The sequence below is a fragment of the Pantoea sp. X-Soil-ISGK-275 genome, assembly GCF_059730795.1.
Window position 1 is genome coordinate 745726 of record NZ_AP035976.1, and the last position, 25857, is coordinate 771582.

Annotated in this window: 21 protein-coding genes and 1 tRNA gene; 9 read left to right on the plus strand and 13 right to left on the minus strand. The window is 58.2% G+C overall.

From position 1 onward, the window contains the following. Positions 1 to 13 precede the first annotated feature (13 nt). A tRNA-Leu gene (locus tag AC6I8A_RS03365) sits at positions 14 to 100 on the minus strand. 132 nt (positions 101 to 232) lie between these two features. Then, entirely contained in the window at positions 233 to 1264 is a 1032-nt protein-coding gene (gene rsmC, locus AC6I8A_RS03370; RefSeq protein WP_008101784.1) for a 16S rRNA (guanine(1207)-N(2))-methyltransferase RsmC, read from the minus strand. A gap of 106 nt (positions 1265 to 1370) precedes the next feature. On the opposite strand from rsmC, the gene AC6I8A_RS03375 reads away from it, so the two are divergent. The 3 genes from AC6I8A_RS03375 to yjjG are packed head-to-tail and all read left to right on the plus strand — an operon-like array spanning position 1371 to position 2885. Continuing rightward, positions 1371 to 1781 (plus strand): DNA polymerase III subunit psi, encoded by a 411-nt coding sequence (locus tag AC6I8A_RS03375; protein WP_036647611.1) that lies wholly within the window; start codon positions 1371 to 1373, stop codon positions 1779 to 1781. Then, positions 1753 to 2193 carry a ribosomal protein S18-alanine N-acetyltransferase gene (gene rimI / locus AC6I8A_RS03380; protein ID WP_497818040.1) on the plus strand — a complete coding sequence of 147 codons (441 nt, stop codon included), beginning with the start codon at positions 1753 to 1755 and terminating at the stop codon, positions 2191 to 2193. The genes AC6I8A_RS03375 and rimI overlap by 29 nt, the downstream gene beginning before the upstream one ends. Before the next feature lie 8 nt (positions 2194 to 2201). Next, positions 2202 to 2885 (plus strand): pyrimidine 5'-nucleotidase, encoded by a 684-nt coding sequence (yjjG, locus tag AC6I8A_RS03385; RefSeq protein ID WP_256698346.1) that lies wholly within the window; start codon positions 2202 to 2204, stop codon positions 2883 to 2885. Between the two features lie 146 nt (positions 2886 to 3031). Here the strand turns inward: yjjG and AC6I8A_RS03390 are convergent, their stop codons facing one another. Beyond that, complete coding sequence (locus AC6I8A_RS03390) at positions 3032 to 3712, minus strand: YtjB family periplasmic protein (protein ID WP_256698348.1); 681 nt, start codon at positions 3710 to 3712, stop codon at positions 3032 to 3034. A gap of 107 nt (positions 3713 to 3819) precedes the next feature. On the opposite strand from AC6I8A_RS03390, the gene serB reads away from it, so the two are divergent. From serB to nadR, 3 genes are all read left to right on the plus strand, one after another. Next, positions 3820 to 4797: a phosphoserine phosphatase gene (gene serB, locus AC6I8A_RS03395; protein WP_061718180.1), complete on the plus strand. Its 978-nt coding sequence runs from the start codon at positions 3820 to 3822 to the stop codon at positions 4795 to 4797. Positions 4798 to 4810: 13 nt separating this feature from the next. Beyond that, positions 4811 to 6196 carry a DNA repair protein RadA gene (radA, locus tag AC6I8A_RS03400; RefSeq protein WP_007886867.1) on the plus strand — a complete coding sequence of 462 codons (1386 nt, stop codon included), beginning with the start codon at positions 4811 to 4813 and terminating at the stop codon, positions 6194 to 6196. Between the two features lie 105 nt (positions 6197 to 6301). Continuing rightward, positions 6302 to 7528 (plus strand): multifunctional transcriptional regulator/nicotinamide-nucleotide adenylyltransferase/ribosylnicotinamide kinase NadR, encoded by a 1227-nt coding sequence (gene nadR, locus AC6I8A_RS03405; protein ID WP_497818041.1) that lies wholly within the window; start codon positions 6302 to 6304, stop codon positions 7526 to 7528. 50 nt (positions 7529 to 7578) lie between these two features. Here nadR and ettA read toward each other — a convergent pair whose 3' ends face one another. Then, on the minus strand, positions 7579 to 9246 hold the full coding sequence (gene ettA, locus AC6I8A_RS03410) for an energy-dependent translational throttle protein EttA (protein WP_097095007.1): 1668 nt from the start codon (positions 9244 to 9246) through the stop codon (positions 7579 to 7581). 194 nt (positions 9247 to 9440) lie between these two features. Further along, positions 9441 to 10205, minus strand: a complete 765-nt coding sequence (gene deoR, locus AC6I8A_RS03415; RefSeq protein ID WP_312184446.1) for a DNA-binding transcriptional repressor DeoR — start codon at positions 10203 to 10205, stop codon at positions 9441 to 9443. A gap of 371 nt (positions 10206 to 10576) precedes the next feature. Here deoR and rbsK point away from each other — a divergent pair, with 371 nt between their 5' ends. The 3 genes from rbsK to AC6I8A_RS03430 are packed head-to-tail and all read left to right on the plus strand — an operon-like array spanning position 10577 to position 13839. Then, positions 10577 to 11494, plus strand: a complete 918-nt coding sequence (rbsK, locus tag AC6I8A_RS03420) for a ribokinase (protein ID WP_497818042.1) — start codon at positions 10577 to 10579, stop codon at positions 11492 to 11494. A 9-nt stretch (positions 11495 to 11503) separates the two neighbouring features. Continuing rightward, positions 11504 to 12829 (plus strand): L-fucose:H+ symporter permease, encoded by a 1326-nt coding sequence (gene fucP / locus AC6I8A_RS03425; protein ID WP_479490178.1) that lies wholly within the window; start codon positions 11504 to 11506, stop codon positions 12827 to 12829. Beyond that, positions 12826 to 13839, plus strand: a complete 1014-nt coding sequence (locus tag AC6I8A_RS03430) for an aldose 1-epimerase family protein (protein WP_265301086.1) — start codon at positions 12826 to 12828, stop codon at positions 13837 to 13839. Before fucP ends, AC6I8A_RS03430 begins: the two co-directional genes overlap by 4 nt. Before the next feature lie 66 nt (positions 13840 to 13905). Here AC6I8A_RS03430 and urtE read toward each other — a convergent pair whose 3' ends face one another. The 8 genes from urtE to atzF form a co-directional block, all read right to left on the minus strand. Continuing rightward, entirely contained in the window at positions 13906 to 14604 is a 699-nt protein-coding gene (gene urtE, locus AC6I8A_RS03435) for an urea ABC transporter ATP-binding subunit UrtE (RefSeq protein ID WP_137385120.1), read from the minus strand. 1 nt (position 14605) lies between these two features. After that, positions 14606 to 15397, minus strand: coding sequence for an urea ABC transporter ATP-binding protein UrtD (gene urtD, locus AC6I8A_RS03440; protein WP_497818043.1), 792 nt, complete (start codon positions 15395 to 15397; stop codon positions 14606 to 14608). Then, complete coding sequence (urtC, locus tag AC6I8A_RS03445) at positions 15390 to 16466, minus strand: urea ABC transporter permease subunit UrtC (RefSeq protein WP_265301091.1); 1077 nt, start codon at positions 16464 to 16466, stop codon at positions 15390 to 15392. Before urtC ends, urtD begins: the two co-directional genes overlap by 8 nt. Beyond that, positions 16466 to 18031, minus strand: a complete 1566-nt coding sequence (gene urtB, locus AC6I8A_RS03450; protein ID WP_265301093.1) for an urea ABC transporter permease subunit UrtB — start codon at positions 18029 to 18031, stop codon at positions 16466 to 16468. Before urtB ends, urtC begins: the two co-directional genes overlap by 1 nt. Positions 18032 to 18191: 160 nt before the next feature. Next, positions 18192 to 19460, minus strand: coding sequence for an urea ABC transporter substrate-binding protein (gene urtA, locus AC6I8A_RS03455; RefSeq protein ID WP_256698356.1), 1269 nt, complete (start codon positions 19458 to 19460; stop codon positions 18192 to 18194). Between the two features lie 28 nt (positions 19461 to 19488). Next, the gene (locus AC6I8A_RS03460; protein ID WP_256698357.1) at positions 19489 to 20187 is read right to left on the minus strand and encodes a GntR family transcriptional regulator; all 699 of its coding nucleotides are present in this window, start codon (positions 20185 to 20187) and stop codon (positions 19489 to 19491) included. A gap of 9 nt (positions 20188 to 20196) precedes the next feature. After that, positions 20197 to 23814, minus strand: coding sequence for an urea carboxylase (uca, locus tag AC6I8A_RS03465; RefSeq protein ID WP_497818044.1), 3618 nt, complete (start codon positions 23812 to 23814; stop codon positions 20197 to 20199). 2 nt (positions 23815 to 23816) lie between these two features. Then, positions 23817 to 25613 (minus strand): allophanate hydrolase, encoded by a 1797-nt coding sequence (atzF, locus tag AC6I8A_RS03470; RefSeq protein ID WP_265301100.1) that lies wholly within the window; start codon positions 25611 to 25613, stop codon positions 23817 to 23819. Between the last annotated feature and the right edge of the window lie 244 nt (positions 25614 to 25857).

Sequence of the window (25857 nt, forward strand, 5' to 3'; positions counted from 1 at the left end):
TGTGATTTTAGTTTGGTGCGAAGGGAGGGACTTGAACCCTCACGTCCGTAAGAACACTAACACCTGAAGCTAGCGCGTCTACCAATTCCGCCACCATCGCAAACTAACAACACCCTAAAGTATTGCTAACCACGGAGGCGCATTTTAGAGATTTTACTCATTGCGTCAACACATATTTCGCGACGGCAAAACGATCGCTGTAAAAAGCAACGTTTCTGCCGCCGCGCTTGAATTAACGCGTTTTGGCACCGCGACCGTAGACGGCGCGATAGACTTTGAAGCGTCCGGTTTGCGCCAGCACTTCGTGATTGCCGAAGGTTTCATCGAGAATTTGCGGATACGGCAGGAAAGCGTTAGCCACGATACGCAGTTCGCCGCCGCTGTTCAGATGCTTAAGCGCACCGCGAATCAGCGTGTTGGCCGCTTCAAGGCTGGTTTGCAGGCCATCGTGGAACGGCGGGTTGGAGATGATCATGTCAAAACGGCCGGTAACGTCAGAGAACACGTTACTGGCAAACACTTCACCTTCCAATTCGTTGGCGGCCAGCGTGGCTTTACTCGCTTCAATCGCAGCAGCATGCACATCACACAGCCACAGACGCACGCGCGGCGACACTTTCGCCATCACGGTCGCCAACACGCCGCTGCCACAACCGATATCCAACACTTTGCCACGGAAGTGCGGCGTCAGCGTGGAGAGCAGCAAATCGCTGCCGATATCCAGACCATCGCGGCTGAATACGCCCGGCAAGGTATGGATGGTGAGATCCTCGAGCTGATAGGTATTGCCGTAGCTGCTGGCATCAAAAGTCGGCTGCTTATCGAGACGACCGTGATACAGGCCGCAACGACGCGCGCTGTCGACTTTCTCCAGCGTTGCCCACTCTTCCAGCATGCCTTCGGCGCTGCGCACGCCGCTGCGGTTTTCACCCACCACGAAGATATCGCAGCCAACCGGCAGCAGAGAGAGCAGGTTTTGCAGCTGGTACTGCGCTTCGGGTTTGTTCTTCGACCAGTAATAAACCAGCGTATCGCAGCCTTCAACATCGGCAGCGGTTGCGACCATGCTGTAAACCGCACGTTCACCAAGGCGGTGGCTGAGGTTCTGCCAGTGATGATATTGCTGGGTATGCACGCGGCTCGACGCGGTTTCTAGCTGGGCGGGCAGGTCATCCTGCAAGTCGCCAGCGAACAATACGTGGCGGGCGGTAAATTCATCACTGTGGCGCAGAATCACTTCGCTGGCCGGGGTAAAAGCAGACATGGAACGCTCCTGTTAAATCAGAGCGTGGATTATAGTGCTTTGTTGGCGCATGTTCGATGGGTTTGCTAGCATAGCGTCGCATTCTGGCAGCATAACGGGTAATAGCATGAGCACAAGGCGCGACTGGCTTCTACAGCAAATGGGGATTACGCAGTATCAGCTGCGGCGTCCGCGCGTGCTGCAAGGGGAAATTGCCGTCACGCTTTTGCCCGACACACGTTTGGTTCTGGTGGCCGAACAGGCACCGACGCTACAAGAACCGCTGATTCGCGACGTGCTGCGCGCGTTAAACCTTCAACCCGCGCAGGTGATGGCGTTAACGCCAGACCAGCTGCAAATGCTGCCGGAGCAGGTCGACTGCGCTGGCTGGCTGCTGGGCGTCGAGAGCGAACATCCCTTTAACGGCATTACCTTTAACACCGCCGTTTTCAATGAACTGATCAGCAGCGGCGCTGCAAAACGCGCCCTGTGGCAACAAATGTGTAACCATGACAGCCATCTCTTTAGTCACCCCTGAAGACCAGCCGCAGCTGCTGGCGATTGAGCGCCGCGCGCATGCCTTTCCGTGGGGCGAGCAGACGTTTAGCAGCAATCAAGGCGATCGTTTTGTTAATTTCCGTATTGATGTTGAAGGTAAGCTGGCCGGATTCGCCATCACCCAGGTGGTGCTGGATGAAGCCTCGCTGTTCAACATTGCGGTGGATCCCGATTTCCAGCGTCGCGGCCTGGCGCGCCAGCTGTTGCAGCATCTGATTGCTGAGCTCGAGCAGCGCGACGTCATGACACTGTGGCTCGAAGTGCGCGCCTCAAACACGCCGGCGATTGCGTTGTATGAGCAGCTGGATTTCCATCAGGTGAGCGTACGCCCCAACTATTATCCCACTGCCAGCGGACGAGAAGATGCCATCATTATGGCGCTAACCCTTTAAGGAGCACCATGCTAAACGATTGGGACTGCATCCTGTTTGATGCAGACGACACGCTTTTCCATTTCGATGCTTATGCCGGTTTGCAGCGCATGTTTGCCCGCTATGACGTGCAATTTTCCGCGCAGGATTACACCGATTATCAGGCGATCAACAAGCCGCTGTGGGTCGATTACCAGAACGGCACCATTTCCGCGTTGCAGCTGCAAACGCGCCGCTTCACCTTGTGGGGCGAAAAGCTCAGCGTCGCGCCGGAAGTGCTCAACAGCGATTTCCTCAGCGCGATGGCCGATATCTGCCTGCCGCTGGAAGGCGCAGCGCATCTGCTGGAGACGCTGAAAGGCAAGGTGAAGATCGCCATCATCACCAACGGTTTCACCGCGCTACAACAGGCGCGCCTTGAGCGCACCGGTTTCCGCGATGTGTTTGATGCGTTGGTGATTTCTGAAGAAGTTGGCGTACCGAAACCTGACGTGGCGATCTTCGACCATACGCTGGCCTTGTTGGGCAATCCGGATCGCAGCCGCGTGCTGATGGTCGGCGATACGCCGGAATCGGATATTCTCGGCGGCATGAATGCCGGTCTCAAGACTTGCTGGATCGATCACGGTACGCGTCCGTTACCCGATCACATCACGCCGACCTGGCAAGTAAAGACGCTGGCCGAGCTGGAAGCGATTCTGACCAAAGATTAAAAGTATCTATTCACCGTTATCATTGTGATGATGCTAAAAAGCCCGCTGTGCGGGCTTTTTTGTGCAAAAAATCTATTCAAGTATCTATTCACGAATCTATTCACGAATCTATTCATGAAGGTGCTGAGGAGGAAACGGAGAGATCGTTAACGCTCTTTTTCTGTCTCTGATATTGCCGTCTGCGTCTCTTCTTCCTCTTTCTCTTTATCCTCTTTCACCGTGCGGCTCGCCGTTAGCAGGAACGGCGATTGCTGCCAGCGGGTGCGGCGGTCACGCAGCAGGGTGCGCGTCAGGATAATGCCGATGGCCAGCGCCAGTAACATCATCAGGCGCAGGATGTTGGTGGTGTTATCCACCTGACGCGATTCCGTAACCAGCACGTGGGTATCCAGCGTGACGCGCAGAAAACCTTGCGGGCCATCTTTGCCTTCCAGCGGCTGCACAATTTGATGGTTAAAGTAGCTACCGGCGCGTTTGCCATCCAGCGACAGGCGATCGCGCACATTAATGCTTTCGCCGCTGTGCGCCACCAGGCTGCCATCATCGGCGTAAACGGAGGCATCAAGAATACGGCTGTTATCGGTCATCTGATTGAGGATCGCGGCAATCTGCGTGCGGTTATCGTCGCTGTTATCCATCAACGGTTTAAGGCTAAACGCCACCTGTTTAGTCAGCGTGCGCGCCAGTTCTTCCACTTGTTCAGAGCGTGCCATTTGATGGCCGAGGCTAAACCAGGATGCACCTTGCATCAGAACCACTAACAGAGCCAGCGAGATAAGAACAATCACCGTGCGATGCAGGCGAAATTTCAGTGCGGTTTTAACCATCAGAAACCCGTGTGATGTAACAGCAGAAAGGCTGGCAATTATGTTGCCAGAACCCGCGCAGACAAGGTAGCCTCTTGCGTGGTTTTGTTGTCCCTACAGGAGCTGTAATGCCAAATCGTCTTACCTGGTGCGATCTGCCCGCCGATGTTTCACTTTGGCCGGGTTTACCCCTTTCCCTCAGCGGTGATGAAGTGATGCCGCTGGATTACCGTGCCGGTCGGACTGGCTGGTTGCTGTATGGGCGCGGGCTCGATAAACAAAAACTCACCGATTATCAGCATAAGCTGGGTGCGGCGATGGTGATCGTCAGCGCCTGGAATGTCGATGAGTATCAGGTGATACGTCTGGCAGGCTCGCTGACGCCGCGCGCCAGCAAACTGGCGCATGAAGCCGGTTTTGATGTCGCGCCGCTCGGCAAAATCCCGCATCTGAAAACCCCTGGCTTGCTGGTGATGGACATGGATTCCACCGCGATCCAGATTGAGTGCATCGATGAGATCGCCAAGCTGGCGGGCTGCGGTGAGCAGGTGGCGGAAGTTACCGAACGCGCCATGCGTGGCGAGCTGGATTTCAAAGCCAGCCTGCGCGAGCGCGTCGGCACTTTAGCGGGCGCGGATGCCAATATCCTGATGCAGGTGCGCGACGCGCTGCCGCTGATGCCAGGCTTAACCACGCTGGTGCAGAAACTGCAGGCGCTGGGCTGGCAGGTGGCGATCGCCTCGGGCGGCTTCACCTTCTACGCCGACTATTTGCGCCAGACGCTGCATTTAGCTGCGGCGGTGGCCAACGAGCTGGAAATTCGCGACGGCAAGCTGACCGGCCAGGTGCTGGGACAGATTGTCGATGCCCAATTTAAAGCCGATACCCTGAACGATCTTGCCGAGCGCTTTAATATTGCCCCGGAACAGACCGTGGCGATTGGCGATGGTGCCAACGATCTGCCGATGATTAAAACGGCGGCGCTGGGTATCGCCTATCATGCTAAACCTAAAGTGAATGAGCAGACGGAAATCATCATCCGCCATGCTGACCTGATGGGCGTGTTCTGCATCCTGACCGGCAGCCTGATTCACGAAGAGCGTTAACTGAGGATTTGATTTGGCCAAAGCGGCAAAACGCGCCTTCGTTTGTAACGAATGCGGCGCTGATTATCCGCGCTGGCAGGGGCAATGCAGCGCCTGCCATGCGTGGAACACCATCACCGAGGTGCGCATTGCCGCCTCGCCTGCGGCGGCGCGTAACGAGCGTCTGAGCGGTTATGCCGGCGGCAACGCGGGCGTGAGCCGCGTGCAGAAGCTTTCAGAGATCAGCCTCGAAGCCCTGCCGCGTTTCTCTACCAGTTTCAAAGAGTTCGATCGCGTATTGGGCGGCGGCGTGGTGCCGGGCAGCGCCATCTTGATTGGTGGTAATCCGGGCGCCGGTAAATCGACGCTGCTGCTGCAGGTCATGTGCAAGCTGGCGGAAGGGATGAAAACCCTGTATGTCACCGGCGAAGAATCACTGCAACAGGTGGCGATGCGCGCCCATCGTCTGGGATTACCCACCGAAAACCTCAACATGTTGTCGGAAACCAGCATCGAGCAGATCTGTCTGATCGCCGAGCAGGAGCAGCCGAAACTGATGGTGATCGACTCGATCCAGGTGATGCACATGGCGGAGATCCAATCCTCGCCCGGCAGCGTGGCGCAGGTGCGTGAAACGGCGGCGTACCTGACGCGCTTCGCCAAAACGCGCGGCGTGGCGATCATTATGGTCGGTCACGTCACCAAAGACGGTTCGCTGGCCGGTCCGAAGGTGCTGGAACACTGTATCGACTGTTCGGTGATGCTGGATGGCGACGCCGATTCCCGTTTCCGTACCTTGCGCAGTCATAAAAACCGCTTTGGCGCGGTGAATGAGCTGGGCGTGTTTGCCATGACCGAACAAGGCATGCGCGAAGTCAGCAATCCTTCAGCCATCTTCCTGTCACGCGGTGATGAGATCACCTCGGGCAGTTCGGTAATGGTGCTGTGGGAAGGCACGCGTCCGCTGCTGGTCGAGATTCAGGCGCTGGTGGACCATTCGATGATGGGCAATCCACGCCGCGTCGCGGTTGGGCTGGAGCAGAATCGCCTGGCGATCCTGTTAGCGGTGCTGCATCGCCATGGCGGCTTGCAGATGGCGGATCAGGATGTGTTTGTTAACGTGGTCGGCGGCGTAAAAGTCACCGAAACCAGCGTCGATTTGGCGCTGCTGATGGCGATGGTATCGAGCTTCCGCGATCGTCCGCTGCCGCAGGATCTGGTTATCTTTGGCGAAGTGGGCCTTGCCGGCGAAATTCGCCCGGTGCCGAGCGGTCAGGAGCGGATTTCCGAAGCGGCGAAGCACGGTTTCAAGCGCGCCATCGTTCCGGCCGGTAATGCACCGAAGAAACCGGTAGAAGGGATGAAGGTGTACAGCGCGAAGAAGCTGGCGGATGCGTTAGCGATTCTGGATGAGTTGTAAGTTTTCCCGGTCGGCATTCATGCCGACCCTACATTTGTAGGGTGCGCATTTATGCGCACCGTCTTAAAGGCCGCACCGCCCTTTATTCCACGCAGGAGGCACGCAATGTCATCATTTGACTACCTGAAAACAGCCATTCGCCAGCAAGGCCACACGCTGCAGCAGGTTGCCGACGCCAGCGGAATGACCAAAGGCTACTTAAGCCAGCTGCTCAACGCCAAAATCAAAAGCCCGAGCGCGCAGAAGCTGGAAGCGCTGCACCGTTTTCTTGGCCTGGAATTTCCGCGCCGTGATAAAACCGTGGGTGTGGTGTTCGGTAAATTTTATCCGCTGCATACCGGCCATATTTATCTGATCCAGCGCGCCTGCAGTCAGGTCGATGAACTGCATATCATCATGGGCCACGACGATCCGCGCGATCGTGAACTGTTTGAAAACAGCGCCATGTCGCAGCAGCCGACCATCAGCGATCGGTTACGCTGGTTACTACAAACCTTCAAATATCAGAAAAATATCCGCATCCATTCGTTCGACGAAGAGGGCATTGAACCGTATCCGCACGGCTGGGATGTGTGGAGCGGCGGCGTTAAAACCTTTCTGGCTGAGCAGGGCATCGAACCAAATTGTGTCTACACCAGTGAAGAACCCGATGCCGCGATGTATGAGCAGCACCTTAGCATTCCGGCGGTGGTGATCGATCCTAATCGATCCTTTATGAACATCAGCGGCGGCCAGATTCGTCAGGATCCGTTCCGCTACTGGGAATACATCCCAACCGAAGTGAAGCCGTTCTTCGTGCGCACCGTGGCGGTGCTGGGCGGCGAGTCGAGCGGCAAATCAACGCTGGTGAACAAGCTGGCGAATATCTTCAACACCACCAGCGCATGGGAATATGGCCGCGATTATGTTTTCTCGCACCTCGGTGGCGACGAGATGGCGCTGCAATATTCCGACTACGACAAAATCGCGCTGGGCCAGGCGCAGTACATCGACTTCGCGGTGAAGTACGCCAGTAAAGTCGCCTTTATCGATACCGATTTCATCACCACGCAGGCGTTTTGCCTCAAGTATGAAGGACGCGAGCACCCGTTTGTGCAGGCGTTGATTGATGAGTACCGTTTCGACCTGGTGATCTTGCTGGAAAATAACGTGCCCTGGGTGGCGGATGGATTGCGCAGCCTCGGCAGCTCCATGGATCGCCGCGAATTCCAGACCATGTTGATCACCATGCTGCGTGAAAACAATATCGAGTTTGTTCACGTTAAAGAAGATGACTACGACACGCGCTTCCTGCGCTGCGTCGAGTTAGTGAAGCAGATGCTGGGCAGTTGATTCAGCCATAAAAAAAGGCGCCATGCGGCGCCTTTTTCACAGCAAAAGCCTTACTTCGCCATACGCTTGTACTTGATACGTTTCGGCTCCAGCGCGTCGGCGCCGAGGGTACGTTTCTTGTACTCTTCGTACTCGGTAAAGTTACCTTCGAAGAACTCCACCTTGCCTTCATCTTGATAATCGATGATGTGGGTGGCGATACGGTCGAGGAACCAACGGTCATGCGAGATCACCATGGCACAGCCTGGGAATTCCAGCAGGGCGTTTTCCAGCGCGCGCAGGGTTTCGATGTCGAGGTCGTTGGTGGGTTCATCGAGCAGCAACAGGTTGCCGCCGACTTGCAGCAGCTTGGCGAGGTGCAGACGACCGCGCTCACCACCTGACAATTCACCAACGCGTTTGCCCTGATCGGTGCCTTTGAAGTTGAAGCGACCAACGTAAGCACGGCTTGGCATCTCGGTGTTGCCCACGCGCATAATATCCTGACCGCCAGACACTTCTTCAAACACGGTTTTGGAGTTGTCCATCGCGTCACGGAACTGATCAACCGATGCCAGCTTGACGGTTTCGCCCAGCTCGATGGTGCCGGAATCCGGTTGCTCCTGACCTGACATCATGCGGAACAACGTTGATTTACCCGCGCCGTTCGGACCGATGATACCGACAATCGCACCTTTCGGTACCGAGAAGGTCAGATCGTCGATCAGCACGCGATCGCCATACGATTTCTTCAGGTTGGTCACTTCCAGCACTTTGTCGCCGAGGCGTGCGCCAGGTGGAATGAAGAGTTCGTTGGTTTCGTTACGCTTCTGGTAATCGGTGTTGTTCAGCTCTTCAAAGCGTGCCAGACGGGCTTTGCCCTTGGACTGACGGCCTTTCGCGCCTTGACGCACCCACTCCAGCTCTTTCTCGATAGATTTGCGACGCGCCGCTTCAGAAGACGCTTCCTGAGCCAGACGCTGATCTTTCTGCTCCAGCCAGGAAGAGTAGTTACCTTCCCACGGAATACCTTCGCCGCGGTCCAGCTCCAGAATCCAGCCAGCCACGTTATCCAGGAAGTAACGGTCGTGCGTGATCGCCACAACGGTGCCTTCGAAGTCGTGCAGGAAGCGCTCGAGCCACGCCACGGATTCGGCATCCAGGTGGTTGGTTGGTTCGTCGAGCAGCAGCATGTCTGGCTTTTCCAGCAGCAGACGGCACAGCGCCACGCGACGGCGCTCACCACCAGAAAGGGTCGCGATTTTGGCATCCCAGTCTGGCAGACGCATCGCATCAGCCGCACGGTTCAGTTGGGTATCGAGGTTGTGACCATCATGCGCCTGGATCACTTCTTCCAGACGACCCTGTTCAGCGGCCAGCTTATCGAAGTCCGCATCGGGATCGGCATACAGCGCATACACTTCGTCGAGACGCTTCAGCGCGCCAACCACTTCGGAAACTGCTTCTTCAACGGATTCACGCACGGTGTGCTCCGGGTTCAGCTGCGGTTCCTGCGGCAGATAACCCACGTTGATGCCCGGCTGCGGGCGTGCTTCCCCTTCAATATCGGTATCGATACCGGCCATGATGCGCAGCAGCGTCGATTTACCCGAGCCGTTGAGGCCGAGTACACCGATTTTTGCTCCAGGGAAGAAGCTAAGAGAAATATTCTTCAGGATGTGACGCTTCGGCGGAACGACCTTGCCGACGCGATGCATGCTATAGACGAATTGAGCCACGTTGGATTGAGCCTTTTGGTCTGTGAGTTATGGACTTCAGATGCAGAAGTTTAGCTGTTTTCACCTTTTATTCATACCCATCATACATCGGCTTGCCGCGGTCTTTATCGGTCACCATAAATGGCGACCCTACAACACATCTGCACGCTTTTGTAGGGTCGCGATTTATGGTGACCACATGCAATATCATCAACTTATGGCAAACGCAGCGGGATGTTTTGTTGCGCCAGCCAGCTCTTTAGCACCGGTTCGGGCGCGCTATCGCTGACCAGCAAATCAAAACGACGCAGTTCACCAATGCGCGCCGGCAGCACTTTGCCAAATTTACTGCTGTCCGCCACCAGCACGCGCTGACGTGCGCGCAGCATCGCGTGGTGCTTCATCGCCAGCTCGTTAATGTTGTAGCAGGTTGCGCCCTGTTCCTGATCGATGCCTGCCGCTGAAATAAACGCCAGCGTCGGGCAGAGATCGTCGAGGATCGAATGCGCGCCAATCGGCGTGAACAGCGCGTTGTCGGCGTGGAACTCGCCGCCGCTCAGGATCACATTGCAGGCCGGTTTCTCTTTCAGCGCCAGGAAAGTGTTCATCGCGCAACAGATGGCGGTGAACGGCAAGGTGTCAGGGATCGCATCCACGATGTAGGGCAGCGTGGTGCCGCAATCAAAAAACACCGTGTCATTTTCACTGATCAGATCCGCAGCAGCCTGCGCCAGGCGCTGCTTGCGTGCGGCGTTCTGACCGTGCTGATCGGAGATGAAGTAGTGCCCGGCGTGGCTTTTGGGATCGCTAACGATATAGCCGCCCAGCAGCACTACGGTTGAAGCCGGTTCGGTGAGATCGCGGCGGATAGTCATTTCCGACACGCCCAGCAGCTGCGCCGCGTCTTTCAGATGCAGTTTATCGGTGCGTTTCAGCGCCTGAGCCAACTTGTGAATACGTTCGTCGCGCCGGGTTTCCATGATCATCTCTGCGTAATTAATCCTGAAGTCGAAGTAGCCTGGTCAAAAATCACGATAAATCTCACATATTTTAATGATTTGCGACGTATTCAGCAGGCCAGTTTTCAATCTTACCTGTAATGAGATCGGCCCGCAAACCTCACGCAGTGCCGCCAATGTGTTGCCCTCTAGCCGCTTCGCTCGCCGCCAGGTTGCCTGCCCAATGTTGTTGCGTTGTTAGAATAATAACATTCATTTCCATGAATGAATGGCTGTTTATCGGCTTTTTATCAGGGTGTCGAGGTGTGAAATTTATCACATAATTAACTTTATTAACCTGATATTGTTATTTTAATAACATTATAAAGCTAAAAATTCACCGGGAGAAAACAATGGATATTGCGGTTATTGGGTCAAATATGGTGGACCTCATTACCTATACCAATCAGTTGCCGAAAGCGGGCGAAACGCTGGAAGCACCTGATTTTGCTATCGGCTGTGGCGGCAAAGGTGCTAATCAGGCCGTGGCGGCGGCGAAGATGGGCGCCAGCGTGATGATGGTGAGCAAAGTCGGCGACGATCTGTTTGCGCCGAATACCGTGGCCAATCTGCAACAGCAGGGCGTGGATACCCGTTTTGTCACCACCGAGCCAGGCACCTCCAGCGGCGTGGCGCCGATCTTCGTTGACGATCAGTCGCAGAACCGCATTCTGATTATCAAAGGTGCCAACCAGCAGCTGAAACCGGCGGATATTGATGCCGCCGCCGAGGCGCTGAAAAGCTGCCAGCTGATCATTCTGCAACTGGAAATCCCGCTGGAAACCGTTTACTACGCCATTGATTTTGCCCGTCAGCACGACATCAAAGTGATCCTCAATCCGGCACCGGCGGTAGCGGATCTCAATATCGAATACGCCTGCAAATGCGACTTTTTCATGCCGAATGAAACCGAGCTGGAGATCCTCACCGGTATGCCGGTCACCACCGATGAAGAGGTGAAGCTGGCGGGGCAATCGCTGCTTAAACGTGGGCTGAAAAACCTGATCATCACGCTGGGCGGACGCGGTTCGCTGTGGATGTCTGGCGACAATGTGCATCAGGTTGCACCCACGGCGGTAAAAGCGGTGGACACCAGCGGCGCGGGCGATGCCTTTATCGGCTGCTTCGCCCACGCGCTGGTGAAAAGCGGCGATATTCCGGCCGCGATGGCGCAAGCCTCTGCTTATGCCGCCTGCAGCGTGACCGGTCGCGGCACGCAGCGCTCCTATCCCGACGCGGAAACCTTCCAGCGTTTTCTCAACGTTCACTGAGGTCGAGTTATGCAACCGAACATTGTTCAGCAATCTGATGGCTATCTGAATAAAACGCCGCTGTTCCAGTTCATTTTGCTCTCGTGCCTGTTCCCCTTGTGGGGCTGTGCGGCGAGTCTGAACGACATCCTGATCACCCAGTTCAAAAGCGTGTTCGCCTTAAGCGATTTCGCCAGCGCGCTGGTGCAGAGTGCATTCTACGGCGGCTATTTCCTGATCGCCATTCCGGCCTCGCTGGTGATTCGCAAAGCCACCTATAAACTGGCGATTTTGCTGGGACTGGCGCTGTATATCGTGGGCTGCGTGTTGTTCTATCCCGCTTCGCACATGGCGACCTATACCATGTTCCTGGCAGCGATTTTCGCCATCGCCATCGGTTTGAGCTTCCTTGAAACCGCCGCCAATACCTATAGCTCGATGATTGGTCATCGCGATCACGCCACGCTGCGCCTCAATATCAGCCAGACGTTCTATCCAGTCGGTGCATTAATGGGGATCGTGCTGGGCAAATATCTGGTGTTCCAGGAGGGCGACAGTCTGGAAAGTCAGCTGGCGGGCATGAACGCGGAACAGGCGCATGCGTTCCGTCTCACCATGCTCGAGCATACGCTGGAACCCTACAAATATCTGGTGATGGTTTTGGTGGTGGTGATGCTGCTGTTCCTGTTCACCCGCTATCCGCGCTGTAAGCCGGAAAGCAGTGAAAAATCCCTGCCGTCGCTCGGCGAGACCTTCCGCTATCTGGCGGCGAATCGTCACTTCAAACGCGGCATTGTGGCGCAGTTCCTGTATGTCGGCATGCAGGTGGCGGTGTGGTCGTTCACCATTCGTCTGGCGCTGACGCTTGGCGCGATCAATGAGCGTCATGCCTCTAACTTCATGATTTATAGCTTCATCGGTTTCTTTATCGGTAAATTTATCGCCAACTTCCTGATGACGCGCTTCCGTGCGGAGAAAGTGTTGATTGCCTACTCGCTGCTGGGTGTTCTCGCGCTGGCGTATGTGATGTTTGTGCCGAACTTTAGTGCCGTGTATGCCGCGATCTTTGTCAGCGCGCTGTTTGGTCCATGCTGGGCGACGATCTATGCCGGTACGCTGGCGACTGTCGATAATAAATACACCGAAGTGGCGGGCGCGTTTATCGTGATGTCGATTGTCGGTGCCGCCTTTATTCCTGCGATTCAGGGCTTCGTCTCCGATCATCTGGGATCCATGCAGCTGGCGTTCGGCGTTTCGCTGTTGTGCTTCGCCTGGGTCGGTTACTTCTTCTGGGGCGAGCTGCGCCATAAAAAGCAGGCGGAAGCAGCGGGTCGTTTAGTCGAGGAGATGCCATGAAAACCCGTTTACCATTACGTCGTGAGCAGTTTCACGAGACGCCCGCCACGCTGCTGCGTAACGAAACGTTCCACGTCGAGCTGTTTCGCTATCCCGCCGGCGTGGAAGCGGTGCGCATCAGCAACCCACGCGGCACGGTGATCGTGCTGCCGTTTTACGGTCAGATGGTGTGGGACGCCAACTTTGACGGCCATTCGCTGACCATGGGCCACAGCTTTAAGCAGCCGCTGCCCGGCAGTTCGATCATTGATACCTACGGCTGTTTTGCTTTCCACTCCGGACTGCTGGCCAACGGTTGCCCGGCAGAGGATGACGATCATCCGTTGCACGGCGAAATGGCCTGCGCACGCATGGACAGTGCATGGATGGTGCTGGAGGAGGATCGCGTGTCGCTGGAGGGCGAAACCGAGTATGTGAAGGGCTTCGGCCATCACTATCTTGCCGCACCGGCGGTGCGGCTTGAGGCCAATGCAGCGCGCCTGCACATTGAGATGAACGTCACCAACCTGGCTGGTGCGCCGATGCCGCTGCAGTATATGTGTCATCTGAACAGCGCCTGGCTGGATCAAGGCCGTTTCCAGCAGTCGATCCCGACCGATGCTTTCCAGTTGCGCAGTTCGATCCCGGCACACGTGAAGCCTACACCGCAGTGGCGCGCGTATACCGATCGGCTGTCGCGCGATCCGCAGGCGTTTCAGCAGCTGGATCAACCTGAGATGTGCGATCCGGAGATCGTGTTCTTTGCGGACGATCTCCAGCAGTACGGCGATGAGATGCAGTTCGAACTGCACTCACCGCAGGGATTTGCCCTGATGACGCGCTTCTCCAGCCAGCAATTCCCGCACGCCACGCGCTGGATGCTGCACAACCGCGATCAGCAGGTCGCTGCCTATGTGCTGCCGTCAACCTGCCGCCCGGAAGGTTTCAAAGCTGCGCAGCGCGCCGGCACGCTGATTGAGCTGGCACCTGGCGAACAGCGCCATTTCAGCGTTGAAACCGGTATTTTGTAGGGGCGCCATTTATGGCGACCTGGTTTCCAGGTGCGCATGAATGCGCACCCTACGAAAATGATGCAACTAAATCGCCACCAACCCGCGCACGCCGTCAGCTTCCATTGCGGAGCCAGCACCCCGCTGCACGATCTCGCCGCGCGACATCACCAGATAACTGTCGGCCAGTTCGGCGGCGAAATCGTAAAACTGCTCGACGAGCAGAATCGCCATATCGCCGCGCTGCGCCAGCTGGCGGATCACCGCACCGATCTCCTTGATCACCGACGGCTGGATCCCTTCGGTCGGTTCATCGAGGATCAACAGCTTTGGTGAACAGGCGAGGGCGCGGCCAATCGCCAATTGCTGCTGTTGTCCGCCCGACAGATCGCCGCCGCGTCGTGCTTTCATCTCACGTAGCACCGGGAACAGTTGATAGATCTCCTCCGGCACCGCTTTGGCCTGTGCGCCAGAAAAACGCGCCAGCCCCATCAGCAGATTCTCTTCCACCGTCAGGCGCGGGAAAATTTCGCGCCCTTGCGGCACATAAGCGATACCCGCCTGCACGCGCTGGTGTGGCTTGCGGCTGTTGATCACGTTATCCTGCCAGCGAATCTCGCCGGACTTGGCCGGAATTAGCCCCATCAAACATTTCAGCAGCGTGGTTTTGCCCACGCCGTTGCGTCCCAGCAGGCAGGTAATTTCACCCGGTTTCGCCTCAAACGACAGCCCGCGCAGAATGTGGCTGCCGCCGTAATATTGATTCAGTTCCGCGACTTGCAGCATGTTAGCGCCCCAGATAAACGTCGATAACCCGATCGTCCGCCTGCACTTCGCGTAACGATCCCTCAGCCAAAACCTGGCCCTGATGCAGCACGGTGACGTGATCGGCAATGGTTTCAACAAAGCCCATGTCATGCTCAACCACCATCAGCGAATGCTTACCGGCGAGGCTGCGAAACAGCTCGGCGGTGTACTCGGTTTCGGCGTCGGTCATGCCGGCCGCCGGTTCATCCAGCAGCAGCAGATGCGGGTCCTGCACCAGCAACATGCCGATCTCCAGAAACTGTTTCTGACCGTGCGACAGCAAACCGGCTTTGCGCTGGCGTTCACCGCCCAGCCGCAGCAGTTTCAGCACCTCATCAATGCGATCCTGCTGCTCGCCGTTCAGCCGCGCACGCAGGCTGGCCCATACCGATTTGTCATATTTCAGCGCGATTTCCAGATTCTCAAACACCGTCAGCGCTTCGAAAACCGTGGGTTTCTGGAATTTGCGTCCAATACCGGCACGCGCGATCTCCACCGGCGACATTTTGCTGAGATCGGTATCCTGGTCGTAGATCACCTGGCCATTATCCGGCCGGGTTTTACCGGTGATCACATCCATCAGCGTGGTTTTTCCCGCGCCGTTGGGGCCGATCACGCAGCGCAATTCGCCGACGCCGATCTTCAGCGAGAGATCGGTTAGCGCGCGGAAACCGTCGAATGACACGTTGATCTTCTCCAGCTGCAATACTGGATCGGTTTGTTCACGATGACGATCCGAGGGATGAGGTTGGGTAAAAAGTTGTTCAGTCATCACGCCTCCGGCGCAGCAGGCCAATCACGCCACGCGGCAGGAACAGCGTGACCAGGATAAACATCAGGCCAAGGAAGAACAGCCAATATTCCGGGAAGGCGACGGTAAACCAGCTTTTGGCCCCGTTGACGATGGCGGCACCGAGCAGCGGACCAATCAAGGTGCCGCGTCCGCCCAGCGCCACCCAAATCGCCGCCTCAATCGAGTTGGTCGGCGACATCTCGCTGGGATTGATAATGCCGACCTGCGGCACATAGAGCGCGCCCGCCAGCCCGCACAGCACCGCCGAAAGCGTCCAGACAAACAGCTTGAAGCCTTTGGGATCGTAACCGACGAACATCAGCCGGTTCTCCGCATCGCGCACGGCGGTCAGCACGCGGCCAAACTTGCTGCGTGCCAGCGCGAAGCCAATGCCGAGGCTCACCAGCAACAGCAGCACCGTGGCGACAAACAGCCCGATGCGCGTGCCGGGCGCTGTGACGTTAAAGCCAAGCAGCGTGGTAAAGCCGGTAAAACCGTTGTTGCCGCCGAAGCCGGTTTCGTTGCGGAAAAACAGCAGCATGCCGGCGTAAGTCAGCGCCTGCGTCATGATCGAGAAGTAGACGCCTTTGATTTTCGAGCGGAAGGCGAAGAAGCCAAACACCAGCGCCAGCAAACCCGGCACCAGCATGATCAGGCACAGCGCCCAGGCAAAATGTTGCGTGCCTGCCCAGAACCACGGCAACTCACTCCACGAAAGGAACGACATAAACGCGGGTAAGCCGTCGCCGGAGGCCTGACGCATTAAGTACATGCCCATCGCATAACCACCGAGCGCGAAGAACAGGCCGTGACCCAGCGACAGCAGCCCGGCGTATCCCCACACCAAATCGAGCGCCACCGCGACCACGGCGTAACAGAGAATCTTGCCGACCAGCGTCAGCGTGTAGGTGGAGATCGCCAGCGGATGCGTGGCGGGCAGCAGGGCGCAGAACGGCAGCATCAGCAGCAGCGCAGTGATCACCACGCCAAGGCTGATGGTCAGGCGCGGCGCTTTGCGCGCGATGGTTAACGTCATTGGCTGGCTCATCAGTCAATCACCCTCCCTTTGAAGGCAAACAGGCCCTGCGGACGTTTCTGGATAAACAGCACGATCAGCACGAGGATGAGGATTTTGCCGAGCACTGCGCCAATCTGCGGCTCCAGCACTTTGTTAAGAATGCCGAGGCCAAAGGCCGCCACCACGGTGCCCGCCAACTGGCCGACGCCGCCCAACACCACCACAAGGAAGGAGTCGATGATGTAGCCTTGACCGAGCTCCGGCCCGACGTTGCCAAGCTGCGACAGCGCCACGCCGCCGAGTCCGGCAATGCCAGAGCCGAGGCCAAACGCCAGCATATCGATGCGTCCGGTCGGCACGCCGCAGCAGTCGGCCATCGCGCGGTTCTGCGTCACGGCTCGCACGCTTAGGCCGAGGCGGGTTTTATTCAGCAGCAGCCAGGTGAGGCCCAGCACGGCAAACACAAACAGGATCACCGCGATACGGTTGTACGGCAGCACCAGATTGGGCAGCAGCTGCAGCCCGCCGGAGAGCCAGCCTGGGTTCGCCACCTCCAGGTTCTGCGCGCCAAACAGCATACGCACCAGCTGAATCAGCATCAGGCTGATGCCCCAGGTTGCGAGCAGCGTTTCCAGCGGACGTCCGTACAGATGGCGGATGATGGTGCGCTCCAGCAACATGCCCATGCAGGCGGTAACCAGAAACGCCACCGGCAGCGCCAGCAGCGGATACCACGCCAGCCACTGCGGTGCGAACTGCTGGAACAGGCTTTGCACAAACCAGGTCGCGTAGGCGCCCAGCATCAGCATTTCGCCATGCGCCATGTTGATCACGCCGAGCAGGCCGTAGGTGATGGCCAGGCCCAGCGCCGCTAATAACAAGATCGATCCCAGCGATAAGCCGGTAAACGCCTGGCCAAGCAGATCGCCCCACATCAGGCGCTGTTTAATCTGCTTCAGGCTGGCTGCGGCGGCGTCACGCACGCGGGCATCGGATTCATTGCTGGCTTGGATTAAGCGCGTGAGGCTGGCCTGAATATTGGGGTCGCTGGATTCGCCGAGCAGTTTGACGGCTTTGAGGCGCAGCGCCGCATCCGGGCTGGCGAGTTGCAGATTGGCCGCTGCCATGAGTAGCACGTCGTGCACTTTCGCGTCTTTTTCCTGCGCGAGACGCTGTTCAATCAGCGGCAGCATATCGGCGACGCCATCGTTTTGCAGTTGTTGTGCGGCACGTAAACGGATCGCGGCATCGTCACTCACCAGCTGGTGGGCGGCGAGGGCGCTGGCGATCAGCACGCGCAGGCGGTTATTCATAAACAGCTTTTTGGTGTCGCCGCTGGGTTGTTGCGCGCTGTCGAGCGGCTGCAGCGTCTCGCCCTGTTTGCTGAACGGCTGCTGCTTTTGGTCGATGACCACGGTTTCATTGCGCAGCGCCTGCAGCAGCGGCAGGCGATTAGCCTGCGGTGCAGCGGCCCACTGCTGGAGCAGCGTGGCTTGTTGCGTGCGGCTGGCGGCCGCGAAGTCTGCGCCATCGCCCGCCTGGGCGAGCCAGGGCAGCAGTAACAGCAGACAGCAGAGATAACGGCGGATTGTCATGGTTCTGGCCCTATTTGAAAGGTGCGGGCTGATGCCCTCACCCTAGCCCTCTCCCACGGGGAGAGGGGACTGATCGAGCGAGCTTACATATTGCAGCGTCTCCCTCTCCCTGTGGGAGAGGGCCGGGGTGAGGGCATCAAACCGCACCTCACCCAAAAAATTACTGCGTTGATTTCACCGGATGATCAGGCTTCTTATCGTTACCCGCGATGTACGGGCTCCACGGCTGGGCGCGCACCGGTTGCTCGGTCTGCCACACCACGTTGAACTGACCGTTCTCTTCCACTTCGCCAATCATCACTGGCTTGTGCAGGTGATGGTTGGTTTTATCCATGGTCAGGGTGAAACCGTCTGGCGCTTTGAAGGTTTGTCCCGCCATCGCCGCGCGCACTTTATCCACATCGGTGGTGCCCGCTTTCTCTACCGCCTGCGCCCACATATGCAGGCCAACGTAGGTCGCTTCCATCGGATCGTTGGTCACCACGGTGTTAGCGTTCGGCAAGTTGTGCGCCTTGGCGTATGCGCGGTAATCCGCGACAAATTTGGCGTTGGTTGGGTTATCCACCGACTCGAAGTAGTTCCACGCCGCTAACTGTCCGACCAGCGGTTTGGTATCGATACCGCGCAATTCTTCCTCGCCGACCGAGAAGGCGATCACTGGAATATCCGTGGCTTTGATGCCCTGGTTGGCCAGCTCTTTGTAGAACGGCACGTTGGAGTCGCCGTTGATGGTGGAGATCACCGCCGTTTTGCCACCGGCAGAGAACTTCTTAATGTTGGAGACGATGGTCTGATAATCGCTGTAACCAAACGGCGTATAGACCTCTTCGATGTCTTTATCCTGTACGCCTTTGGTGTGCAGGAAGGCGCGCAGAATCTTGTTGGTGGTGCGCGGATAGACGTAGTCGGTGCCCAGCAGGAAGAAGCGTTTTGCGCTGCCGCCATCTTCACTCATCAGGTATTCCACCGCCGGAATCGCCTGCTGGTTCGGCGCGGCGCCGGTGTAGAATACGTTCGGTGACATCTCTTCGCCTTCGTACTGCACCGGATAGAACAGCAGGCCGTTCAGCTCCTCAAACACCGGCAGCACCGATTTACGCGATACCGAGGTCCAGCAGCCGAACACCGCCGCCACTTTGTCCTGGGTCAGCAGCTGGCGCGCTTTCTCAGCAAACAGCGGCCAGTTGGAGGCCGGATCGACCACCACCGGTTCCAGCTTTTTGCCCAGCACGCCGCCTTTGGCGTTGATCTCATCGATAGTCATCAGCGCCACATCCTTCAGCGGCGTTTCGGAGATCGCCATGGTGCCGGAGAGCGAGGACATAATGCCGACCTTGATGGTGTCAGCAGCCTGCGCCGCAAAGGCAAAGCCCATGCTGGCCACAGAGGCAGAGAGCGCGAAAGCCTTGAGCAACGAACGTCTTTTCATCAGTAAACCCCTCACGATGTTTGTATTGTTATTCAATGGGTTGAAGTCGAGCCTGCTGTAACATATGCAATGTGATCTTTCTGACCTCTGCCTTACTGACGGCGATGTGGTCGGTTAAAATGCGCTGCGCCTCCTCGGTTTGTTGCTGGAAAATCGCCCGTAAAATCTGGGCGTGCTCGCGGTATGTCGCCTCCATTCGGTCGTCACGGGTAAAATCGAGACGGCGAATGATGCGGATTTTTTCGGTCAGTTCGGCGTGGATGCGCGCCATCTCCTGATTGCCAGCGGCGGCCACCAGCGCCATGTGAAAAGCTTCATCCTGCGCCGAAACCGCTTTGCCATCGGCCAGCGGCGGCGCATCGATCCAGAAGCTTTTCAGCGCGGTCAGCATGTCAATGCACTGCGGTGCGGGCAGCGCGCACAGGCGGCGCACCGCTTCGCACTCCAGCACGGTGCGAAAGTCGTACAGCTCTTCGAAATATTCGAAGTCGAACGGCTTCACCTGCCAGCCGCTGCGGAACCACACTTCGACATAGCCCTCGCGCTCCAGCCAGAACAGCGCCTGACGCACCGGCGTGCGGCTCACTTCCAGCCGATCGGCGATTTCGTTTTCGCTGAAGCGGTCGCCCGGCATCAGTCGGAACTCAAAAATGTCCTGCTTCAGCGCCTGATAAACCTTCTCGGCCAGCGCTTCCGGGCGACCTTTGCTACGAGGGCTTGTGTTCATGCCAACTCCTTATTCCAGCCACAGCAGGGCATCGCCCGGACTCACCGGACGTCCTGCCTGGCAGGCAATGCGTTTCACCGTGCCCGCCTGCGGTGCGACAATCGCCAGTTCCATTTTCATCGCTTCCACGATGATCAGCGTTTGACCGGCTTCCACCACATCGCCCGGCTGCACCAGCACTTTCCAGATGTTGCCGTTCATATCGGCGCACACTGCCAGCGCATCGTCGTCGGCTTCAGCCACCACCAAGGTTTCCTCGCTGGTGAGCGGCGCGTTCTGCTCTTCCTGCGCCCACAGCGTCACTTCCTGTTCAAAGGCGGCAGACTGACGCTGACGGAAATCGCTGATCGACGCGGCGTTTTCCGCGAGGAATTGGTGATGGGCGGCGAAGTCGAATACGGTTTCTTCGATGCGCACCGTGGCGCGGCCTTCGCGGAAGTCATCGCGCAGCTGCGTCAGTTCGTCTTCCGTTACCGGGTAGAAGCGCACCTGATCGAAGAAGTGCAGCAGCCACGGCTCGTCGGCCGCGAACTGATCGTTTTTGAGGAATTTGTTCCAAATCGGCAGCGTGCGGCCCACCAGTTGATAACCGCCAGGTGAATCCATGCCATAGATGCACATGTACATGCCGCCAATGCCGACCGTGCCTTCGGCGGTAAAGGTGCGCGCCGGGCTGTATTTGGAGCTCAGCAGGCGATGGCGTGGATCGATCGGTACCGCGCACGGCGCGCCGAGATAGACATCGCCAAGGCCGAGAATCAGATAGCTGGCATCAAAAATGGTGTCGCGCACCGCTTCACGACTCGCTAAACCATTAATACGCTGGATAAAATCGACGTTATTTGGCAGCCACGGTGCGCTGGCACGTACGGTTTCTTGATAGCGTTCGACCGCGCCGAGCGTAGCGCTGTCTTCGAAGGCCATCGGCATCCAGACAATGCGTGACGGTACTTTCAGCTGGCTGACATCGCCGAGCCCGGCTTCCAGTTCCAGCAGCAGCTGCATCAGCTGTTTCTGGCTGAGAATCAGGCTGTCGTAGCGCACCTGCAAAGAGCGCACGCCCGGCGACAACTCTTCCACGCCCGGCACTGCGCGTTCACGCAGCGCATTCATCAGCAGATGCACGCGCAGACGCAGCGCCAAATCCAGTACGTTATCGCCGTACTCAATCAGCACATATTTGTCGCCCGCCTGGCGATAAACCGCCGCTGGCGTGGTTGCCGTGGCAGGGATCGCCGCCAGCAAGGTGGCGGAACCGATAGCGCTGGCCGCTAAAGAGGGCACGGCAAAGGCTGGCGCGTGGCTGCTGCGCAGGGTGGCTACGCTGTGCGCCTGGGCTTTTTCCAGCGCCACCGCTTCGTCGGCGCTGATCGGGTGGAAGCGGATTTTATCGCCCGGTTTCACCTGGCCAACTTTCCACAACTCAGCTTTGGCGATGGTTACCGGGCAGACGAAGCCGCCGAGACTTGGGCCGTCGTGCGTCAGGATCACCGGGAAGTCGCCGGTGAAGTTCACCGCGCCGATGGCGTATTCGCAGTCATGCACGTTTGAGGGATGCAGACCGGCTTCGCCACCGTTGGCGCGCGTCCACGTTGGTTTCGGGCCTACCAAACGCACGCCGAGGCGGTTGGAGTTGTAGTGCACCTGCCAGTCGCTGGCAAAGAACTCATCAATCGCCGCCTGGGTGAAGAAATCCGGTGCGCCGTGCGGTCCATATAGCACGCCGATGCGCCATTCCGTACCGTAATGCGGCACCAGCGCATGATCGAGCGCCTGCGGTGCGCTAACCGGCGCGGGCGTGGTGCAGGCGGCGAGCTGCGGCTGAGAGATTGGCAGCATGTCGGCGACGCGCAAGGTGCGTCCGGCGTGGCCGCCAAACTGGCCGAGCGAGAAGGTGGAGCGGCTGCCGAGATATTCCGGTACGTCGAACCCGTTGCGCACCGCTAAATAGGTGCGACAGCCACTCTGCGCGCGGCCCAGCGTCAGCGTTTGTCCCGCTTTGACGCTGACGGGCTGCCAGTAGGCGATGCTTTCGCCATCGACGTCGGCTGGGCAATCGGCGCCTGTTAAGGCAATTACCGCATCGCTGTGGAAGCGCAGTGTGGGGCCTTGCAGAGTGAATTCCATACCGGCGGCGCTGTCGTGGTTACCGACAATGCGGTTGGCGAGGCGGAAGGCGAAATCGTCCATTGGGCCGGACGGCGGCACGCCGATATCCCAGTAGCCGAGGCGGCCAGGGAAATCCTGAATGCTGCTGAAGGTGCCGGGTTGCAGCACTTCAAGCACGCTGGCAGCTGGCGTGAAGCTATCAAGAAAGCGCGTCCACACCTTGCCGCTGCGGAAGGCGTCGGTGGCGACGATCTGGCGCAGATAATCAAGGTTAGTAGCGATGCCATGCAATTGGGTGGCGGCCAGCGCCTGCTGCATCTTTTCCAGTGCCGCTTCGCGCGTGTCGGCATGCACGATCAGCTTGGCGACCATCGGATCGTAATACGCCGAGACTTCGCTGCCGGTATCGATCCAGCCATCGACGCGCACATCATCCGGAAAACAGACGCCGGTCAACACGCCCGGACTTGGCTGGAAGTTTTTCAGCGGATCTTCAGCGTAGATACGTACTTCAATCGATGCGCCTTGCGGAGCCTGTTGCAGGCGCGCCCAGTCGATGGCATCACCAGCGGCCACTTTCAACATGCACTCAACGAGGTCGAGGCCGGTGACGCATTCGGTGACCGGATGCTCAACCTGCAGGCGAGTATTCACTTCGAGGAAGTAGAAGGCATTCTGTTCGGCGTCGTAGATGTATTCCACCGTTCCGGCGCTGCGATAGTTCACCAGTTCGCCGAGGCGAACGGCGGAAGAGAGCAGCGCTTCACGCGTTGCCTGCGGCAGATTCGGTGCCGGCGTTTCTTCCACCACTTTCTGGTTGCGGCGCTGCAGCGAGCAGTCGCGTTCGCCGAGCGCGATGACTTTGCCGCTGCCGTCGCCAAAAATCTGCACTTCAACGTGGCGCGCGCGGTCGATGCAGCGTTCTAAAAACACGCCCGCATCGCTGAAGAACTGCTCGCCCAGACGGCGCACGCTTTCCCACGCATTGCCCAGCGCATCGGCGTCGGCGCAGCGCGTCAGGCCAATGCCGCCGCCGCCCGCGGTGCTTTTCAGCATCACCGGATAACCGATGGTGTCGGCGGCGCTCAAGGCTTCATCCAGCGAACTCAGCAGCGGCGTGCCCGGCGTCATCGGCACGCCCGCGCTGGCGGCTAACTCACGCGCGCGGTGTTTCAGGCCAAATTCGCCAATCTGCTGCGCGGTCGGGCCGACAAAAGCGATGCCGGCTTTTTCACAGGCATCGGCAAACGGCAGGCTTTCTGACAGGAAACCGTAGCCCGGCCAGATGGCTTCCGCGCCGGTTTCCTGTGCGGCGGCGAGGATTTTATCGATGCGTAAATAGCTGTCGCTGGCTTTGTCGCCGCCGAGGGCGATGGCGACATCAGCGTCTTTGACGTGGCGCGCGTTGCGATCGGCATCGGAATAGACGGCAACGCTTTTCACGCCGAGGCGTTTTAAGGTGCGGATGGCGCGGCAGGCGATTTCGCCACGGTTAGCAATCAGAACGGTGCTGAACATGCTTATTTACTCCCCTGAGAAGCCAGCCAGTTGCGCCAGCCGCCAAATTCGGTAATTTCCAGCGCCTGTGACAGCACGGCCGGTTCACAGATAAAGCCTTTGACGATGCGTCCGTCGGCCAGCGTCAACGAGCCAATGCCGAGCGGGGCCGGGATTTCCGCCACGAACTCGCCAAAGCGCGCCAGCGGGATATCCCACAGTTCCACGGTGATCGCCGCACCGCTTTCACCACGCAGCAGGCCCGGCTTCTTAATCGGGCCATCGAGCAGGGCGAACAGGCGGTAATTGCTGGCGGTTTGCGTCTCTTCGACTAACACCGCCTGGCGTGTAGTGAGCTGGAAGTTGAGCGGCATGCCGGTGAGGTGCGCGCCCACCACCGCCACGCGGACGTGATCGGCAGACACTGGCAATGCGCTTTGCTGAGCAGGCTGCGCTTTGCCGGTGGCGCCGAGCGGCAGCGCCATCTGCTGTTGCCAGCGCACACCAAAACCGGCCAGCGCGCGATCCTGCCAGGCAGGCGCAATCAGCGTGATGCCGGCAGGCAAACCATCGGCGCGGAAGGGCGCAGGCAGCGCCAGCGCGCTGAGATCGGCGAGGTTGGTGAAGTTGGTGTAGGTGCCGAACTGCGAGTTGTAATGCACCGGCTCCTGCTGCATTTCGGCCAGCGTATGGATGGTTGGCGAGGTAGGCACCACCAGCGCATCGAACTGCGCCAGCGTTTGCTGAATCTGGCGCGTCAGTTCGGCGCGCAGGTATTCCGCCTGATAGGCTTCGACCGCAGTGTATTTCAGGCCGCTGCTGACGATGCCGTACACCACCGGATCCATCTCTTCCGGACGATTGATCATTTCGCCCACCGCCACGGTGCGCTCGGCAACCCACGGACCGTAATAGAGCTGCTCGGCGAGTTGATGGAACAGGGAAAAGTCGATCGGATGTAGCGTTGCGCCGCCAGCCTGCAATTGCTCCAGCGCCGCCAGCCACGCCGCTTCGGCCTGTTTGTCGCCGAAGAACTCGGGCGTGGCGGGAATGGCGAAATCGGGCTGCGCTTTGAAGCTGGCTGGCGCGGTGTGCGGATTGCTGCGCGAATAGGCATCACCCGCGTCATAGCCGCCCGCTGCGGTTGCCACCGCAAAGGCATCTTCGACCGTTAACGCGAACACGGAAATGGTGTCATTGAGGCGGCAAGCCGGCACCACGCCGCTGGCAGAGAACCAGCCTTTGGTCGGTTTGAGGCCAACAATGTTGTTGAAACCGGCGGGCACGCGGCCCGAACCGGCGGTGTCGGTGCCGAGCGAGAAGCCCACCAAACCGCGCGCCAGCACCGAAGCCGAACCTGAGCTGGAGCCGCCGCTGACGTAATCAGGATTGAAGGTGTTGCTCACCGCACCAAACGGCGAACGCGTGCCGACTAAACCGGTGGCGTATTGATCGAGGTTGGTTTTACCAATCACCACCGCGCCCGCTGCTTTGAGCTGCGCGACGACAAAGGCATCGGCTTCGGCGGTGTAAGTGAAGGCCGGGCAGGCAGCGCTGGTCGGCCAGCCAGCGACATCGATATTATCTTTTACCGCAAACGGCACGCCAAACAGCGGCAGTGCGGCTGGGTTACGCTGATAACTCGCCAGCAGCGGTTCAATTTGTGCCTGCAGCTGCGCGGGCGTGGCGAGATAGAGCCAGGCGTTATCCTGCGCGTCGATTGCGTCGAGATGGGCCGCCAGCAAGGCGGTAATTTGTTGTGGATCCTGTTGGTAACTGCGTTGCCAATCCTGGAGCGTAAAGCCAAAGGTCGATGCCATGAGTGAATTCCAACTGGTATACAAGATGGAATTCAACAGAGCAAAGCGCGTGCCATTTTTGTAAGCGAATGAATGTGTTTAATTTATTGATGTGTAATAAGTTTTTCTGATGATAAATTGCACAATGGCGGCGCAAAGGCTGCGCAATGGCGGTGCGCGAGCGTAAATTTTGTGAAGAACATGGCAAGAGACGGTTGGCCTGGTTAGCATGAAGGATGTCTGGCATGAGCTGGATCGCAGCACT

What these genes read in the sequence shown, in the direction of transcription:
- atzF (WP_265301100.1), bottom strand. Translation starts at nt 25,613, where the DNA reads ATGGCATCGACCTTTGGCTTTACGCTCCAGGATTGGCAACGCAGTTAC.
- rsmC (WP_008101784.1), bottom strand. Translation starts at nt 1,264, where the DNA reads ATGTCTGCTTTTACCCCGGCCAGCGAAGTGATTCTGCGCCACAGTGAT.
- nadR (WP_497818041.1), top strand. Translation starts at nt 6,302, where the DNA reads ATGTCATCATTTGACTACCTGAAAACAGCCATTCGCCAGCAAGGCCAC.
- uca (WP_497818044.1), bottom strand. Translation starts at nt 23,814, where the DNA reads ATGTTCAGCACCGTTCTGATTGCTAACCGTGGCGAAATCGCCTGCCGC.
- deoR (WP_312184446.1), bottom strand. Translation starts at nt 10,205, where the DNA reads ATGGAAACCCGGCGCGACGAACGTATTCACAAGTTGGCTCAGGCGCTG.
- fucP (WP_479490178.1), top strand. Translation starts at nt 11,504, where the DNA reads ATGCAACCGAACATTGTTCAGCAATCTGATGGCTATCTGAATAAAACG.
- AC6I8A_RS03375 (WP_036647611.1), top strand. Translation starts at nt 1,371, where the DNA reads ATGAGCACAAGGCGCGACTGGCTTCTACAGCAAATGGGGATTACGCAG.
- rbsK (WP_497818042.1), top strand. Translation starts at nt 10,577, where the DNA reads ATGGATATTGCGGTTATTGGGTCAAATATGGTGGACCTCATTACCTAT.
- urtC (WP_265301091.1), bottom strand. Translation starts at nt 16,466, where the DNA reads ATGAGCCAGCCAATGACGTTAACCATCGCGCGCAAAGCGCCGCGCCTG.
- AC6I8A_RS03390 (WP_256698348.1), bottom strand. Translation starts at nt 3,712, where the DNA reads ATGGTTAAAACCGCACTGAAATTTCGCCTGCATCGCACGGTGATTGTT.
- urtE (WP_137385120.1), bottom strand. Translation starts at nt 14,604, where the DNA reads ATGCTGCAAGTCGCGGAACTGAATCAATATTACGGCGGCAGCCACATT.
- urtA (WP_256698356.1), bottom strand. Translation starts at nt 19,460, where the DNA reads ATGAAAAGACGTTCGTTGCTCAAGGCTTTCGCGCTCTCTGCCTCTGTG.
- serB (WP_061718180.1), top strand. Translation starts at nt 3,820, where the DNA reads ATGCCAAATCGTCTTACCTGGTGCGATCTGCCCGCCGATGTTTCACTT.
- urtB (WP_265301093.1), bottom strand. Translation starts at nt 18,031, where the DNA reads ATGACAATCCGCCGTTATCTCTGCTGTCTGCTGTTACTGCTGCCCTGG.
- yjjG (WP_256698346.1), top strand. Translation starts at nt 2,202, where the DNA reads ATGCTAAACGATTGGGACTGCATCCTGTTTGATGCAGACGACACGCTT.
- AC6I8A_RS03430 (WP_265301086.1), top strand. Translation starts at nt 12,826, where the DNA reads ATGAAAACCCGTTTACCATTACGTCGTGAGCAGTTTCACGAGACGCCC.
- urtD (WP_497818043.1), bottom strand. Translation starts at nt 15,397, where the DNA reads ATGACTGAACAACTTTTTACCCAACCTCATCCCTCGGATCGTCATCGT.
- rimI (WP_497818040.1), top strand. Translation starts at nt 1,753, where the DNA reads ATGACAGCCATCTCTTTAGTCACCCCTGAAGACCAGCCGCAGCTGCTG.
- AC6I8A_RS03460 (WP_256698357.1), bottom strand. Translation starts at nt 20,187, where the DNA reads ATGAACACAAGCCCTCGTAGCAAAGGTCGCCCGGAAGCGCTGGCCGAG.